This is a genomic window from Acinetobacter pseudolwoffii (assembly GCF_002803605.1).
GTDB classification, from domain to species: domain Bacteria; phylum Pseudomonadota; class Gammaproteobacteria; order Pseudomonadales; family Moraxellaceae; genus Acinetobacter; species Acinetobacter pseudolwoffii.
This window is the reverse complement of sequence record NZ_PHRG01000001.1, coordinates 909,040-923,291: the sequence shown is the minus strand read 5'-3', so window position 1 is coordinate 923,291 and position 14,252 is coordinate 909,040. Positions and strand designations below refer to the sequence as shown.

General features: G+C 44.1%; 15 protein-coding genes. 12 read left to right on the top strand and 3 right to left on the bottom strand.

Translation table 11 applies throughout. The features are described 5' to 3' along the window. Positions 1 to 222 precede the first annotated feature (222 nt). From fabD to lysM, 4 genes are all read left to right on the top strand, one after another. A complete protein-coding gene (gene fabD / locus CWI32_RS04250; RefSeq protein WP_005095987.1) occupies positions 223 to 1,209 on the top strand; it encodes an ACP S-malonyltransferase in 987 nt (328 codons plus the stop codon). Continuing rightward, positions 1,206 to 1,940 (top strand): 3-oxoacyl-ACP reductase FabG, encoded by a 735-nt coding sequence (fabG, locus tag CWI32_RS04245; protein ID WP_005172385.1) that lies wholly within the window; start codon positions 1,206 to 1,208, stop codon positions 1,938 to 1,940. The genes fabD and fabG overlap by 4 nt, the downstream gene beginning before the upstream one ends. 83 nt (positions 1,941 to 2,023) lie before the next feature. Continuing rightward, positions 2,024 to 2,260, top strand: coding sequence for an acyl carrier protein (gene acpP / locus CWI32_RS04240; RefSeq protein ID WP_004646101.1), 237 nt, complete (start codon positions 2,024 to 2,026; stop codon positions 2,258 to 2,260). Between the two features lie 185 nt (positions 2,261 to 2,445). Continuing rightward, positions 2,446 to 2,943: a peptidoglycan-binding protein LysM gene (lysM, locus tag CWI32_RS04235; RefSeq protein WP_005095992.1), complete on the top strand. Its 498-nt coding sequence runs from the start codon at positions 2,446 to 2,448 to the stop codon at positions 2,941 to 2,943. A gap of 110 nt (positions 2,944 to 3,053) precedes the next feature. On the opposite strand, the gene CWI32_RS04230 is transcribed toward lysM, so the two are convergent. Continuing rightward, positions 3,054 to 3,521 carry an Lrp/AsnC ligand binding domain-containing protein gene (locus tag CWI32_RS04230; protein WP_005095994.1) on the bottom strand — a complete coding sequence of 156 codons (468 nt, stop codon included), beginning with the start codon at positions 3,519 to 3,521 and terminating at the stop codon, positions 3,054 to 3,056. 138 nt (positions 3,522 to 3,659) lie between these two features. On the opposite strand from CWI32_RS04230, the gene CWI32_RS04225 reads away from it, so the two are divergent. The 5 genes from CWI32_RS04225 (at position 3,660) to CWI32_RS04205 (ending at position 9,464) form a co-directional block, all read left to right on the top strand. After that, positions 3,660 to 4,919 carry a D-amino acid dehydrogenase gene (locus tag CWI32_RS04225; protein WP_100534697.1) on the top strand — a complete coding sequence of 420 codons (1,260 nt, stop codon included), beginning with the start codon at positions 3,660 to 3,662 and terminating at the stop codon, positions 4,917 to 4,919. 23 nt (positions 4,920 to 4,942) lie between these two features. Further along, positions 4,943 to 6,055 (top strand): alanine racemase, encoded by a 1,113-nt coding sequence (gene alr / locus CWI32_RS04220; protein WP_100534696.1) that lies wholly within the window; start codon positions 4,943 to 4,945, stop codon positions 6,053 to 6,055. Between the two features lie 45 nt (positions 6,056 to 6,100). Beyond that, positions 6,101 to 6,463 carry a RidA family protein gene (locus CWI32_RS04215; protein ID WP_005172374.1) on the top strand — a complete coding sequence of 121 codons (363 nt, stop codon included), beginning with the start codon at positions 6,101 to 6,103 and terminating at the stop codon, positions 6,461 to 6,463. Between the two features lie 151 nt (positions 6,464 to 6,614). Next, on the top strand, positions 6,615 to 8,054 hold the full coding sequence (locus CWI32_RS04210; RefSeq protein WP_074384173.1) for an amino acid permease: 1,440 nt from the start codon (positions 6,615 to 6,617) through the stop codon (positions 8,052 to 8,054). Between the two features lie 171 nt (positions 8,055 to 8,225). After that, a complete protein-coding gene (locus CWI32_RS04205) occupies positions 8,226 to 9,464 on the top strand; it encodes a hypothetical protein (RefSeq protein ID WP_252146088.1) in 1,239 nt (412 codons plus the stop codon). A 57-nt stretch (positions 9,465 to 9,521) separates the two neighbouring features. On the opposite strand, the gene hemJ is transcribed toward CWI32_RS04205, so the two are convergent. Both hemJ and CWI32_RS04195 read right to left on the bottom strand, forming a co-directional pair. Continuing rightward, positions 9,522 to 9,974: a protoporphyrinogen oxidase HemJ gene (gene hemJ, locus CWI32_RS04200; RefSeq protein WP_100328923.1), complete on the bottom strand. Its 453-nt coding sequence runs from the start codon at positions 9,972 to 9,974 to the stop codon at positions 9,522 to 9,524. 23 nt (positions 9,975 to 9,997) lie between these two features. Then, on the bottom strand, positions 9,998 to 11,227 hold the full coding sequence (locus CWI32_RS04195) for a beta-ketoacyl synthase N-terminal-like domain-containing protein (RefSeq protein WP_005096011.1): 1,230 nt from the start codon (positions 11,225 to 11,227) through the stop codon (positions 9,998 to 10,000). Positions 11,228 to 11,502: 275 nt separating this feature from the next. Here CWI32_RS04195 and CWI32_RS04190 point away from each other — a divergent pair, with 275 nt between their 5' ends. The 3 genes from CWI32_RS04190 (at position 11,503) to rpsG (ending at position 14,183) form a co-directional block, all read left to right on the top strand. Continuing rightward, a complete protein-coding gene (locus CWI32_RS04190; protein WP_100534694.1) occupies positions 11,503 to 13,005 on the top strand; it encodes an EcsC family protein in 1,503 nt (500 codons plus the stop codon). Positions 13,006 to 13,159: 154 nt separating this feature from the next. Further along, positions 13,160 to 13,534 (top strand): 30S ribosomal protein S12, encoded by a 375-nt coding sequence (rpsL, locus tag CWI32_RS04185; protein ID WP_002050319.1) that lies wholly within the window; start codon positions 13,160 to 13,162, stop codon positions 13,532 to 13,534. Positions 13,535 to 13,712: 178 nt separating this feature from the next. Next, positions 13,713 to 14,183: a 30S ribosomal protein S7 gene (gene rpsG, locus CWI32_RS04180; protein WP_004279240.1), complete on the top strand. Its 471-nt coding sequence runs from the start codon at positions 13,713 to 13,715 to the stop codon at positions 14,181 to 14,183. Positions 14,184 to 14,252: the final 69 nt, after the last annotated feature.

Genomic DNA, 14,252 nt, shown 5'->3' with positions numbered 1-14,252 from the left:
TTGATGATGTATTAAGCGTCAAGCTTAGTAGAAAAAATGGGAGCATTTAGCTCCCTTTTTTTTGTCCTTGATTTTTGCTTGCATCGGTTTTTTGTTGTATTTGGCAATTACCGCCAGCAAAATTACATGCTAAATTGCGCTCCACAATGATTTAGGTGGCTTTATTGGCCAGTCTTCTTGCTATAACTGAAGATGACACCTCTTGAATGAAAGGATTTTATTATGTCTGCGACACAACTCGAACAAGCAGCACAAGCAACGAAAACTGCATTTGTATTTCCAGGTCAAGGCTCACAAAAAGCCGGCATGCTGGCTGAACTTGCAGAGCAGTTTTCTGCTATTCGCGAGACATTTGCAGAAGCCTCTGAAGCTGTCGGCTTCGATTTGTGGCAGATTGCGCAAACTGGCGAAAACTTAAATCAAACTGAATTTACCCAGCCGGTATTGCTGACTGCAAGTATTGCCTTGTGGCGCGTGTGGCTGGAATCTGGTGGTGTGGCACCGAAATATCTGGCAGGCCATTCACTGGGTGAGTACAGCGCGCTGGTGGCAGCGGGTAGCCTAAGCCTGGGTGATGCAGTCAAACTGGTCAACCTGCGCGGTAAACTGATGCAGACGGCTGTACCTCAGGGTGTCGGTGCAATGGCTGCTATTTTAGGTCTGGATGATGCCAAAGTGATTGAGCTGTGTGCACAGGCAACTGCAGCAGGTGAAGGTTCTGTTGAAGCGGCAAACTACAATGCCCAAGGGCAGGTTGTGGTTGCAGGCAATAAAGATCGCGTTGAAGCAGTGATGGCACTGGCCAAAGAAAATAGCGCTAAGGCGATTGCATTGCCGGTATCGGTTCCATCGCATTGTTCACTGATGAAACCTGCGGCAGAACAGTTTGCGCCTGCATTGGAACAAACCGCCATTGAGCTGCCATGCATTCCTGTATTACAAAATGTAGGCGCTGAAGCTGCGGCTGATGTCCCTGCATTGCGTCAGGCTTTAACAGCGCAACTTTATGAATCAGTACAATGGACCAAAACCCTGCAATTCCTTCAAGATGAAGGCATTCAGTACATCGTTGAATGTGGTCCGGGCAATGTATTGAGTAACTTGGCGAAACGCCTACCGAATATCGAAAAAGCACTTCCACTGGATAGCAAATCTCGTCTGGAAGATGCATTGAACACCGTATTGACGGCAGAAGGGAAAATTGCATGACACAGGAACCGAAAGTTGCCTTGGTAACAGGTGCAAGTCGTGGTATTGGTGCTGCGATCGCACAACAGTTGATTCAGGATGGTTATTTTGTCGTGGGTACTGCGACCTCTGAAGCGGGCGCTGAAAAATTATCTGCACAGTTTGCTGAAAATGGTGCGGGCAAAGTTTTAGATGTACGTGATGGTGCTGCGATTGATGCACTGGTGACGGAGATCGAACAGAACTATGGTCCAGTGCTGGCGTTGGTTAATAATGCCGGTATTACCAAAGACAACTTATTGCTTCGCATGTCTGAAGATGACTGGGATGATATTTTAAATATTCACCTGAAAGCCGTTTACCGTCTGTCTAAACGTGTGCTGAAAGGCATGACCAAGGCACGTTTCGGACGCATCATCAACATCAGCTCTGTGGTGGCACACTTTGCCAACCCGGGGCAGGCCAACTATTCTGCTGCCAAAGCCGGAATTGAAGCCTTCAGTCGTAGTTTGGCCAAAGAAATGGGTAGCCGTCAGATTACGGTTAACTCGGTCGCACCAGGCTTTATTGCAACTGAAATGACGGAACAGTTAAGCGAAGAAATTCGTAAAAAAATGACTGAGCAAGTGGCGTTAAACCGTTTGGGTGACCCACAAGATATCGCCAATGCCGTAAGTTTCCTGGCTTCAGACAAAGCCAGTTACATTACTGGTACAGTTATGCATGTAAATGGGGGCTTATACATGAGCTAAGCTCAAGTATAAACTTTCCAAATTTTTTAGATTCAATTAAACTAACGGCATTAAAAACGCCACAAGCAATGAGGAGAATTCCTGTGAGCGATATCGAACAACGTGTTAAGCAAGCAGTTGCAGAACAACTTGGTATCAAAATCGAAGAGATTAAAAACGAAGCGTCTTTCATGGATGACTTAGGTGCAGATTCTCTAGATCTAGTTGAACTGGTTATGTCTTTCGAAAATGATTTCGACATCACGATTCCTGATGAAGATTCTAACGAAATCACAACTGTTCAATCTGCAATTGACTATGTTTCTAAGAAACTGGGTTAATCGCCGATTTCAGCTTTGCTGAGCATAAAGACCACCCTCTCGGTGGTTTTTTTGTGTCTGCTTTTCACCTAAATGGAAATTTTACAATCGATTACCTTTCTGTCACCAATGACTAACTATGCCTTGGCTATTTTCATTATAAAAATAAGAGTGATATGACATTAACGACAAGAATGGAGCTCCATATGGGTCTTTTTGATTTTGTAAAAGGTATCGGTAAGAAAAATACAGCTGCCGCAGAGCCGCAGGCCGCACCAGCAAATACTACTCCAGCCGCAGCAGCACAGCCCGCAGAGCCTTCTGCCCAAGAAGTCGCAAATAAATTACTTGGTCATGTAAAAGGTCTGGGTCTTCCGATCACTGGTTTATCCATCAGTTATAATTCAACCTCGGATCTGGCCACGGTCAGAGGTCAGGTGCAAAGTCAGGCCGATCGTGAAAAAATTATTCTGGCGGTGGGGAATATTGATCATGTGGCCAAAGTGGATGATCAGCTTACGGTCAGCAGCCCTGAACCGGAAAGCAAATTCTATACGGTAAAATCGGGGGATAGCTTGTCAAAAATCTCGAAAGAATTTTATGGTGATGCCAATCAGTACAATAAGATCTTTGAGGCCAATCGCCCATTGCTCAAAGATGCTGATGATATTTTCCCGGGACAGGTATTGCGTATTCCGGCCTGATTTTTAAGTCGAAAATAAATATCTAAATATCTTGTTCACCATAATGCCCCATTTGGGGCATTATTTTTTTGGAAACAGCTTGAGCGCTGAATGTTGAAAGATAAAAATAATTACCCGCCAAGATCCAGATAGAGACTTTCTTTTACTTCCTCCATGACCACATAACTATGTGAGGAGGCAGAAGCAGGTAATTTTTTTAGCAAATCGCCTAACAGACGCCGATAGGCACTCATCTCTTTGAGACGTGCCTTGACCAGATAATCAAAGTCACCGGAAATCAAATGACACTCCAGTACTTCTGGAATTTCGGTCAGATTACGCGCCACCTGATCAAATACATCACCCGATTTTGCAGAAAGCTTAATCTCCAGAAAGACTAGCAAATTGCGTTCTAGCAGTTCCGGATTTAAGCGCGCGTAATAACCCATGATAATGCCTTCGCGCTCCAGCCGTTTTACCCGTTCTGAACAGGGTGTGGTTGACAGGTTCACACGTGCTGCCAGCTCACTAATGGCAATCCGGCCATCGCGTTGCAAGATATCCAGAATCATGCGATCAATGCGGTCTAATTTACGCATCAATATTTCCCTCTTTTTTTTAATTCTGCCCGAAAAAAATGTTTATTTCACTAAATATATCGTCTCAATATAGTTAAATTCACTATTGATCCAAAAATATACTAGTTAAATCAACTAGAAAAATTTGAGGGTAGTAAGATGCGCGTTTTGGTCTTAGGCAGTGGTGTAATCGGTGTGGCGAGTGCCTATTATCTGGCGCAGCAGGGTGTAGAAGTTACAGTGCTCGACCGTCAAACCGGGCCGGCTGAAGAAACCAGTTTTGGCAATGCCGGACAAATTTCTCCGGGCTATTCGACGCCATGGGCAGCACCGGGCATTCCATTTAAAGCAGTGAAATGGATGTTCCAGCATCATGCACCTTTAGCCATTAATTTAGATGGCAGTATGTGGCAGTTGAACTGGATGGCACAAATGCTGAAAAACTGTAATCCAGCCAGCTATGCGATTAACAAAGAACGTATGACCCGTGTGGCTGAATATAGCCGTGACTGTTTACGTGAATTGCGTAAAGAAACCGGGATCAGTTATGAACACCGTTCTAAAGGTACTTTGCAAGTCTTTCGTAACGAAGCGCAATTAGAGATGGTGCAACGTGATATTGCGGTATTGCGAGAATGCGGCGTACCGCATGAATTGTTGTTGGGCGCTGATCTGGCCAAAGTTGAGCCAGCCCTGGCGCATGCCCAGGATAAACTGGTGGGCGGCTTGCATTTACCCAATGATGAGACAGGCGACTGTTATTTATTTACCAATGCCTTAGCCAATGTTGCCAAAGAATTGGGCGTGCAGTTTAAATTTAACCAAAATGTTGAGCGTTTGGTGATTGAAGGCGATGAAATTAAGGGGGTGGTGGTCAATGGTGAAGTGCTGACGGCTGATAAATATGTATTGGCATTCGGTAGTTATTCGCGTGATTTCTTAAAACCTTTGAATCTGGATTTGCCGGTTTATCCAGTCAAAGGCTATTCACTGACCATTCCAATTATTGATGCCAACTTTGCACCACAATCTACGGTGCTGGATGAAACCTATAAAATTGCCATCACGCGTTTTGACCAGCGGATCCGTGTTGGCGGTATGGCCGAACTAAGTGGATTTAACCACAATTTGAAAGACAATCGCCGTGCCACTCTGGAAATGGTCACTCAGGAATTATTCCCAGGCGGGGATCTGGCAGAAGCGAGTTTCTGGACCGGTTTACGTCCAATGACCCCAGACAGTACCCCGATTATTGGTGTAACGCGTTTTAAAAATCTGTTCCTGAATACTGGACATGGCACCCTGGGTTGGACCATGGCCTGTGGTTCGGGCAAGTTAATCAGTGACATTGTGTTGAATCATAAAACCGAAATCAGCACTGAAGGACTTTCACTCGGACGTTATTCACACGCGGCCTAAATTGCTGTTTCAAGGAAGAAGCTATGCCACGCCCAATTCAAGCTGTAGTGCACTTAGATGCATTGCAGCATAACCTGAAGATCGCCAAAGCCGCAGCGCCAAATGCAGAAGTCTATGCTGTGGTTAAAGCCAATGCCTATGGTCATGGTATTGAGCGAGTCTATTCAGTATTTCAATCAGCCGATGGTTTTGCCTTGCTGGATTTGGCTGAAGCGCAGCGTCTGCGTGCGCTCGGTTGGCAGGGCAAAATTTTACTGCTCGAAGGAATTTTTGCTGTAGACGATTTAGACGTCTGTGCTGCATTAGATTTAAGTTTTAGTCTACATAGCCAGCATCAAATCACCTGGTTAACGCAGTTTCAGCAGATCAATCCAGACGCAAAATTTGATGTGTACTTAAAACTTAACAGCGGTATGAACCGTTTGGGTTTTCAGGCCCACGAATATACGGATATTTTTAAGCAAGTCCAGGCACTGGGCAATGTGCGCTCAATTAGCCATATGACGCATTTTTCCGATGCAGATGGTCAGCGCTTTGGCCAGAACGGCATTGATTATCAATATTCAATGTTCACGCAAATCATTGAACCCTTAGCAGGGAAAACTTCTGTCAGTAATAGTGCAGCCATCCTGCGCCATCATCACCATATTCAATCCGACATTGTGCGTAGTGGCATCATGCTGTATGGCAGTTCGCCTGACTATCCTGACCATACTATTGATGACTGGAATTTGCAGCCCGGCATGAGCCTGCGCAGTGAAATCATTGCGATTCAGTATATTCAGGCTGATGAAAGTGTGGGTTATGGTTCTAACTTCGTTGCGGAGCAGGCGATGCGCATTGGTGTAGTGGCGTGTGGATATGCCGATGGGTATCAGCGCATTTCAGCCACAGGTACACCAGTTCTGGTGGATTCAGTGCGAACTCAAGTTCTTGGTCGGGTCAGTATGGATATGCTTACCGTCGATCTGACCGCTGTCCCTCAGGCGACTGTGGGGAGTGAAGTGGTACTTTGGGGGAAATCTTCGCAAGGTGAAATTTTATCAATTGATGAGGTCGCGGCCGGTTCAGGAACCGTAGGCTATGAATTGATGTGTGCGATTACGGCTCGTGTACCGGTTCGGATTGAAAGCTAAAACTAAATATTGACCAAATAACGGAAGAAATTGAGAGGACATATGATGATGGAACACACCGATATCCAGCGTATTAACAGCAATCAGGTCATGAGTGCTGTCACCATTCACAACCAGACCGTGTATGTATCAGGGCAGGTGCCGGATAGCACCCGTCAGGATATTAGCGGTCAAACGCAGGAAGTGCTGACGAAAATTGATCAGCTGCTCAAGCTGGCAGGAACAGACAAAAGCCGACTGCTGTCGGCACAACTATTTGTGAAAAATCTGGAAGATTTTCAAACCGTGAACCAGATCTGGATTCACTGGTTGCAAGGACAGGGAACTCCGGCACGTGCCACCATTCAGGCAGATCTGGTCAATCCTGACTGGCTGATTGAAATTGCAGTGATTGCAGCACAGGCTTGAGTTGTTTTGATTTTTATATCTCCCAACTCAATTTTGTAAGGACATCAGCTCCGGTCATTTAGCTTTTTAAATGGAACTTCATCTGCATTCAGGATTTCAGGAAGAAATCCGATCAGATGGGCAAGGGTCTGATGCGAAAAAGGAACTAAACATGAATACAACATCCGCTAAAGATGACGCAGCGCCGTCGCAACATGAGCTACAACGCAAGCTATCCAATCGGCATCTGCAGTTAATTGCCATTGGTGGTGCAATTGGTACCGGTTTATTTATGGGATCGGGTAAAACTATCTCTTTGGCCGGCCCTTCAATTTTATTTATTTATATGATTATTGGCTTTATGTTTTTCTTCCTGATGCGCGCATTGGGTGAGATATTGTTGGCTAATTTACATTACAAATCATTTATTGATATGGCACGCGACCTGATTGGTCCGGGCGCGGCCTATTATATTGGCTGGTCTTATTGGCTCGGTTGGGTTCTGGTCGGGATTGCTGATTTAGCAGCGATTATTAATTATCTGAGTTTCTGGTTGCCTGAGGGTGTGGCCTTTACCCCCATCGGGCAGGCACTGATCAGTGTCGGCTGTGTATTGCTGGTTCTAGGTTTGAACTTGCTGACGGTCAAACTGTTTGGTGAAATTGAATTCTGGTTTGCCCTGATTAAGATTTTAGCCATTTTAGGCCTGATCTTTATTGGCGGCTTTATGGTGTTGAACCAGTTTCAGGCACCAGATGGCAGTACTGCAAGCTTTAGCCATGTCTGGTCGGGTGGTATGTTCCCCAAAGGTGCGGATGGCTTTCTGGCAGGCTTCCAGATTGCCTTATTCGCCTTTGTCGGTGTGGAATTGCTCGGTACGATGGCAGCTGAAACCAAAGATCCTGAGAAAAATTTACCCAAAGCCGTCAATGCGATTCCAACGCGTATTATCTTGTTCTATGTGTTGTCATTGTTTGTAGTGATGTCAGTGACTCCATGGGCTAAAATTCCTGCGGATCAAAGTCCTTTTGTCAGCTTATTCATGCATGCCGGTATTGGTGCGGCGGCGATCATCATGAATCTGGTGGTCTTGTCATCCGTCATGTCTTCCATGAATAGTGGTGTATTCTCCACCAGTCGTATGCTTTTCGGATTGGCGCGTGGCCAACAGGCACCTGCCGCTTTGGCGCATCTATCGAAACGTTCTGTACCAGCCAAGGGTTTAATGTTCTCATGTGCCTTTATTATGGCTGGTGCAGCTTTGCAGTACTTTGTGCCCAATACCTTGGAAGCTTTTACTTTAGCGACGTCGCTGTGCGTGATTTTGTTTATTAGTATTTGGAGCTTAATTATGGTGTGTTATCTACGCTACCGTAAATTACGCCCTGAACAGCATGCCAACTCCACCTTTAAAATGCCGGGTGGGGTATGGATGAGCTATATCGTACTAACTTTTCTGGCTTTCGCTCTGGTCATTTTAAGTTTGGAGCCAGATACATTTAATGCATTAAAAATCAGTCCATTATGGTTGATTATTTTGGCAGTGACTTATTATGTACTGTATCGGCCGCGTGTCGCAGCCGCGAGAAAAGCGGCATTAGAAACACAATAAAATAGCTTAAAAAATCCCCGCCTGATCGGGGATTTTTTTATGGTGTGATGAATCATTTGTGAACTTTGTCCTGTGCCCTTAGAATTGAAGAAAAATTTATAATTAAAAATAAGGATCTATATGAGGGGATGGAGTAAAAACAGGCTGTGGTTATGGTCGCTTGGCATTCTTGTGGGAATAGCCATTCTGTTGGTATTCACTGCAAAATGGCTGCGTACAGATCAGCCTTTAACGGATACGGCAAAAAAGTTTATTCAGCCAGATTTAATCTATAGGGCGAATGTTCAGCAACACTCATATTTTTACTTACTGGGAATTACTGCCAAAGATGAGGTTCATCCTCAGGCACTGGGTCGTTATCGTTACCATCGGGAATGGGCAAACTATATTCAAGATCAGAATGCTGCTGAAAATCTGCAGATTGACTCAGGATTAAGCCGAAAGCTGAGCCGAGCTGGTTTTTCTGAACAGGAAAAAGAACTTCTTGAAAATCTGCAAATGCGTTTGGCTAATTCAGCTGAGCAGTTTTCTGCATTGGTGCTAGAACATAAAAAATCGTTACACGCTTTACTGGAGCGTGAGCGTATTCCTTTACAACGGTTTTCAGATTTATTGGAACACCAGGATTATATTTCATTGGTGATTCCGCCGCAGGCAGTCGGGCCTGATTATCGCTATATTCAAAATTTACAGTTGCTGAAACTGGCTCACATCCAGCTTGATTCAGGCTCTAAAGTGCAGGATTATGCACAGCAGTTTCATCAGGTTTTAGATTTTAGCCGGAACCGCTTGTCTTTGGTTGAAAAAATGCTGCTACAGAATTGGCTCAGTCAAATGATTGATCTGATTCGGATCGAGCAAAAAAATGAAAGCAATCCAGTCATGCTTAACAATCTGGATTCAGATCAATTGGGTTTAAAAGCAAGTCTGCAAAATGAATTAATGGGACATTATTTGCTGACGCAATATCTGGCACATGCCTCTGAAATCAGTCCTGTACAGCTAAAATGGCTGTATTTACCCAATACCACCTTTAATGCAATTGCAGCACAATATGAGGTGTACTGGATGCTTTCGGAAACACCGTATGTTGAACTGCAAGAGCGGTTTACGACAAGTGAGCCTTCTTCACTGTCTAAATGGCGACTAAAAAATGCGATTGGACATGTTCTAGCGCAGATCAGTAAGCCCAACTTTGAAAAATATATTGTGATGAATCATGTCTTAAGCAATAAAATTATGACTTTTAATGCAGTCAATTCAGGCAGTATAGAGATAGAGCTATTGAATCAAAATGCAGCAGGGCGACGTTATTTTCAGCAAGATGGAAAGTTATGTATAGCACTGCCATTTTCTCAACAGAAATTGTCTGAACTGAATCTGAAGCAGGATAGCTGTGTAAAAATCTAGAAGGCCAAAATAAAAAATCCCCGACGAATCAGGGATTTTTTATTTTTGCTCTATGCGTTAGAAGGTCGGTTTTACCACGACCAAAATTACCACAGCAAATAAGATCAGGGTTGGCATTTCATTAAAATAACGCCAGAACTTGTGTGACTTGTAATGGGCATTTTCCATCAGTTTTTTGCGGTAATGGCCACATACCAGATGATAAATCACCAATAAACCCACCAGACCCACTTTCAGGTAAAACCATAAAGCTTCATGATAGTGACGTGTTGCATCACCCCAATCGACCAGAAAGTGCGCTGTAATGAGGGTGGCCAGCATGGCAGGCCACATGATGCCACGATACAGCTTGCGTTCCATCACCTGAAAACGCGCGTGGCTTACGGCATCTTCGCTCATGGCATGGTAAACATATAGCCGTGGCAAGTAGAACAACGCAGCAAACCAGCACACCACAGCAATAATATGTAATGCTTTTACCCAAAGGAAAGCATCAGAAGGAGCATCCATCAAGTCACCCTAAAATGGGCGGCTTAGCCTTCCCATTTTTTGAAGATGAGACAAGCATTTACGCCGCCGAAACCGAAACTGTTACTCATCACAGTATTCAATTTTGCGTCACGTTTTTCAAGCACGATATCAAATGGTTTTGCGCCTTCATCCAGCTCGGTCACGTTAATGTTTGGAGCAATAAAGTCATTTTGCATCATCAGGATCGAGTAAATTGCTTCCTGAACGCCAGCAGCACCCAGGCTGTGACCAGTCATAGACTTGGTTGAGCTCAGTGGTGGAACTTTATCTTCACCAAATGCACGTGCCATTGCTTGAAGCTCGGTCACGTCACCAGCAGGTGTAGATGTACCATGAGTATTCACATAATCAATCGATTCAACACCATGTTGTTTGGCTTCTTCAAGTGCCATCAGGATACAGCGTGTAGCCCCTTCGCCACTTGGTGCAACCATATCTGCACCATCCGAGTTGGCCGCATAGCCCACCACTTCAGCCAAGATGTTTGCACCACGTGCTTGTGCATGCTCAAGTGACTCAAGCACCACAAAACCGCCACCACCGGCAATCACGAAGCCGTCACGGTCAGCAGAGTACGGACGAGATGCAGTTTCAGGCGTGTCGTTGTATTTAGAGCAAAGCGCACCCATCGCATCAAACAATAAGCTTTGTGACCAGTGATCCTCTTCACCGCCACCAGCCAGCATCAAATCTTGTTTGCCCAGTTGGATCAGGTTATAAGCATAACCAATGGCATCGGCAGAGGTTGCACATGCACTGGTAATGGTATGTGCTACGCCTTGTAGTTTAAAAGCGACACCGACGTTTGCAGTAATGGTGTTGGTCATATTGCGTGGTACAAAGAAAGGACCAATTTTACGCGCACCTTTGGTATCTAGAAGTTCTTTCATTTCAACCACTGAGGCAGTTGAACCACCACCTGAACCACCGGCAATACCATAGCGTGGATTATTTGCCAGATCTTCTTGTTTTAAACCGGCATGTTCAACTGCAGCAAGTGCCGAATTGTAGGCATACATTGCGCATACGCCCATAAAGCGTTTGAGTTTACGGTCAATACCGTCGAAATCCTGTTCGGCCGCAGCACTCACATGGCTTTTGAAATTGAGTTCAGCATAAGTCGGATTAAAACGTGTTCCTGAAATCCCGTTTTGTAAAGAATGGTTTACATCCTCTAATGTATTACCAATACACGAGTTAATACCCATGCCAGTGATGACAACACGTTTCATCTACAGATCCTTATAGTTTAGCTCTACGTCCAGTGGCAGAAAATGGGCTATATAAAATCGCCAAATCCGGCCTCTAGCCTTATTTCATGATGGAGAACATGATAGCAGAAAGACTTTTGAAATCTTATGGCAAATGTTATGCCGTGTGACAGTCGGTTGGGTTTGTGAGTCGGCATGTAGGGATTTTACTAAATGACACAGAATAAAGTTGAGATAAATGCTGACTACACCTAGTATTTATATCAAATACAAGCACGTGAATGCTGAGGTAAAAAATGGTAAATGCTAATAATAAACAATCTAATGGTCTGATTTCGAATGCCTTTGGAGTGGCGAAAAAGTTCAGTTCAACCGGATTGGATTTATTGAATCATGTTGCACCAGACTCGGTGACGAAAGCACTTAAGCCGTCAAATTCCGGTCAGGTGATTGACGGTTCGGCGAAGACAAAAAGCGTTTTTTCGGCTAAAAAATATGATAATCCACAGCAAATGCTTCGTGAACATCTGCCAAATGTATCTCGCCAACTTCTAGGACACCGTTTTAATACCGTCAATAACGTGGCACATTTTGTTTCTCCTGAACTGACGGAGAAAGTATCAGACTATTTTTATGACCGCCTTAACCAGTTTAGTAACCAGAGCAGTTCGGTCGATGCCATTCTGAATGAAGCGGGAGCAAAAGACTTGGAAGAGTTGACTCAGGATGTCAATCGTTCTAAACGAATTTCACAGGCTTTGGGTGAGCAAAACAAATGGATTGCAACGGTACAGGGTGCAATCAGCGGTGCTTCTGGGGTGCTTGGTACAGCGATTGATATTCCGGCTTCTTTGTTAATGGCGCTACGTACCATTTATCAGGTCGGTCGCTCTTATGGTTTTGACCTGAGCAAAGAAGATGATCAGGAAATCGTACAACATATTTTTAGACAGCTAGACCTTGGCCTGATTGCTGAAAAGCAGACCTTATTATTGGGCTTAAAAGCGCTGAGTAATACGATTAAAACCCACGATATTTCCCAGCTTCAGACCATGCTAGGTTCTGATAATGATATGACTGCCATAAAGCAATGGTTAAACAACCATGAAGGCGAGGCGAAATGGGAATGGGTGAACAATCTGCCAAAAATTTCTATTTTAGAAAAATTAACGAAATTGACACCATTGGCAAGTGCTGGAATCGGAGCAGTTTATAGTCACCGTTTTGTTGATGATGTAAATCAGAAAGCTCAAGAAGCTTTCTCACATGCTCGACAATATCTGATTCAGCATCAAGATTCGCAATTGTCTCCCTATGCGGCCTATGAAAAAGCAGTCAATTTATTGCAACAGGCTGCACCTAAATTATTAGACAGTTCATCTCAGTCGATCGAGGCGCCAAAAGACGAGCCAATTCTGGATCAGGATATTGCAATTGAAGGCAATGATACAATTACTCAGGTCAAACTGGTTAAGAAAGAAAAGAATGATCTCAGTTCTGAAGAAGCTGAAGTGAAAAAAGATGAAAAAGTCAGTGAAGGTCTAGATGCCCTCAGTGATGAATTGGTTGAACCTGTGGCAGATAAACAATCGCAACAGCCTGCTTTAACCAAAACTTCTTTTGATCCTGACGTGGAAGCAGAGATACAAGCAGATAATACTGCTGAAAATGAATCGGAGACCGTGGAAAATGAGGGGCTAGAGGGGCAGGAGGATCCAGATTCTGCATCTGAAACAGCCTCAACAACATCTAAAGCTCAAGATGTTACAAAAAAAACTGCGAAGAATCCGAAAAAGTAAATGAATTCTGAGAGAAAATAGCAGCATAGCGTATAGTTGTTATTATATTTGGTCGACCTGAGCAGGTTGACCAATTTTACATCTTGAATTACAATTGCATGCCCTCAAAAAGCAGTATGTTTTTGGGGCTTTTTATTAACGGGAGAATTGCCAAATGGCAACAACAAATCAGTTGATCCGTAAGGGTCGTACGACTTTAGTTGAAAAATCTAAAGTTCCTGCGTTGAAGGCTTGTCCACAGCGCCGTGGTGTTTGTACACGTGTTTACACAACTACACCTAAAAAACCTAACTCAGCAATGCGTAAAGTTTGCCGTGTTCGCTTAACTTCAGGTTTTGAAGTTTCTAGCTACATCGGTGGTGAAGGCCATAACCTGCAAGAGCACAGTGTTGTTCTTATCCGTGGTGGTCGTGTTAAAGACTTACCAGGTGTACGTTACCATACCGTTCGTGGTTCTTTAGACTGTGCTGGTGTTAAAGATCGTAACCAGTCTCGTTCTAAATACGGTACTAAACGTCCTAAGAAATAATTCGTCGAGAATTAAATTTTAAGAACGTAGAACCGCAATCCTTTATCGTCTCGCTTGTCTGATTTCTGCATTTAATTTTGTGAAATTCAAGCGACGTGTAGTAAGGCCAGCGAATGCACATGACACTTTGTGCTCATGCTGGATAAACCTGAAGTGTCATCTTTATAGGTAGTTTAAAATGCCAAGACGTCGCGTAGTCGCTGCTCGTGAAATCCTTCCGGATCCTAAGTTCAGCAGCCAAACAATCGCTAAATTCATGAACCACGTAATGCAAGATGGTAAAAAATCTATTGCTGAAAGTATCGTTTACGGTGCTTTAGACCGCGTTCAAGAAAAATCTAAAGTAGACCCAGTTGAATTTTTCGAGACTACTCTTGAAAAAGTTCGTCCTATGGTCGAAGTAAAAGCACGCCGTGTTGGTGGTGCTACATACCAAGTACCTATGGAAGTACGCCCATCCCGTCGTACTGCCCTAGCTATGCGTTGGTTAGTAGATGCTGCTGCTAAGCGTTCTGAAAAAACTATGGCTTTACGTCTTGCTGGCGAGTTGCTTGATGCATCTGAAGGCAAAGGCGCTGCGGTTAAGAAACGTGAAGATGTGCACCGTATGGCTGAAGCCAACAAAGCATTCTCTCACTACCGTTTCTAAGCAGATAAAACAGGCCCTATTCAGGAAAGTGCTAAAACCGTCATGGTTTTGTCACCAAAGCGCTTTAAG

Excerpts from the sequence above, each read along its gene's own strand:
- fabD (WP_005095987.1), top strand. The coding sequence starts at position 223 with ATGTCTGCGACACAACTCGAACAAGCAGCACAAGCAACGAAAACTGCA.
- fabG (WP_005172385.1), top strand. The coding sequence starts at position 1,206 with ATGACACAGGAACCGAAAGTTGCCTTGGTAACAGGTGCAAGTCGTGGT.
- lysM (WP_005095992.1), top strand. The coding sequence starts at position 2,446 with ATGGGTCTTTTTGATTTTGTAAAAGGTATCGGTAAGAAAAATACAGCT.
- CWI32_RS04230 (WP_005095994.1), bottom strand. The coding sequence starts at position 3,521 with ATGCGTAAATTAGACCGCATTGATCGCATGATTCTGGATATCTTGCAA.
- CWI32_RS04225 (WP_100534697.1), top strand. The coding sequence starts at position 3,660 with ATGCGCGTTTTGGTCTTAGGCAGTGGTGTAATCGGTGTGGCGAGTGCC.
- alr (WP_100534696.1), top strand. The coding sequence starts at position 4,943 with ATGCCACGCCCAATTCAAGCTGTAGTGCACTTAGATGCATTGCAGCAT.
- CWI32_RS04215 (WP_005172374.1), top strand. The coding sequence starts at position 6,101 with ATGATGGAACACACCGATATCCAGCGTATTAACAGCAATCAGGTCATG.
- CWI32_RS04210 (WP_074384173.1), top strand. The coding sequence starts at position 6,615 with ATGAATACAACATCCGCTAAAGATGACGCAGCGCCGTCGCAACATGAG.
- hemJ (WP_100328923.1), bottom strand. The coding sequence starts at position 9,974 with ATGGATGCTCCTTCTGATGCTTTCCTTTGGGTAAAAGCATTACATATT.
- CWI32_RS04195 (WP_005096011.1), bottom strand. The coding sequence starts at position 11,227 with ATGAAACGTGTTGTCATCACTGGCATGGGTATTAACTCGTGTATTGGT.
- CWI32_RS04190 (WP_100534694.1), top strand. The coding sequence starts at position 11,503 with ATGGTAAATGCTAATAATAAACAATCTAATGGTCTGATTTCGAATGCC.
- rpsL (WP_002050319.1), top strand. The coding sequence starts at position 13,160 with ATGGCAACAACAAATCAGTTGATCCGTAAGGGTCGTACGACTTTAGTT.
- rpsG (WP_004279240.1), top strand. The coding sequence starts at position 13,713 with ATGCCAAGACGTCGCGTAGTCGCTGCTCGTGAAATCCTTCCGGATCCT.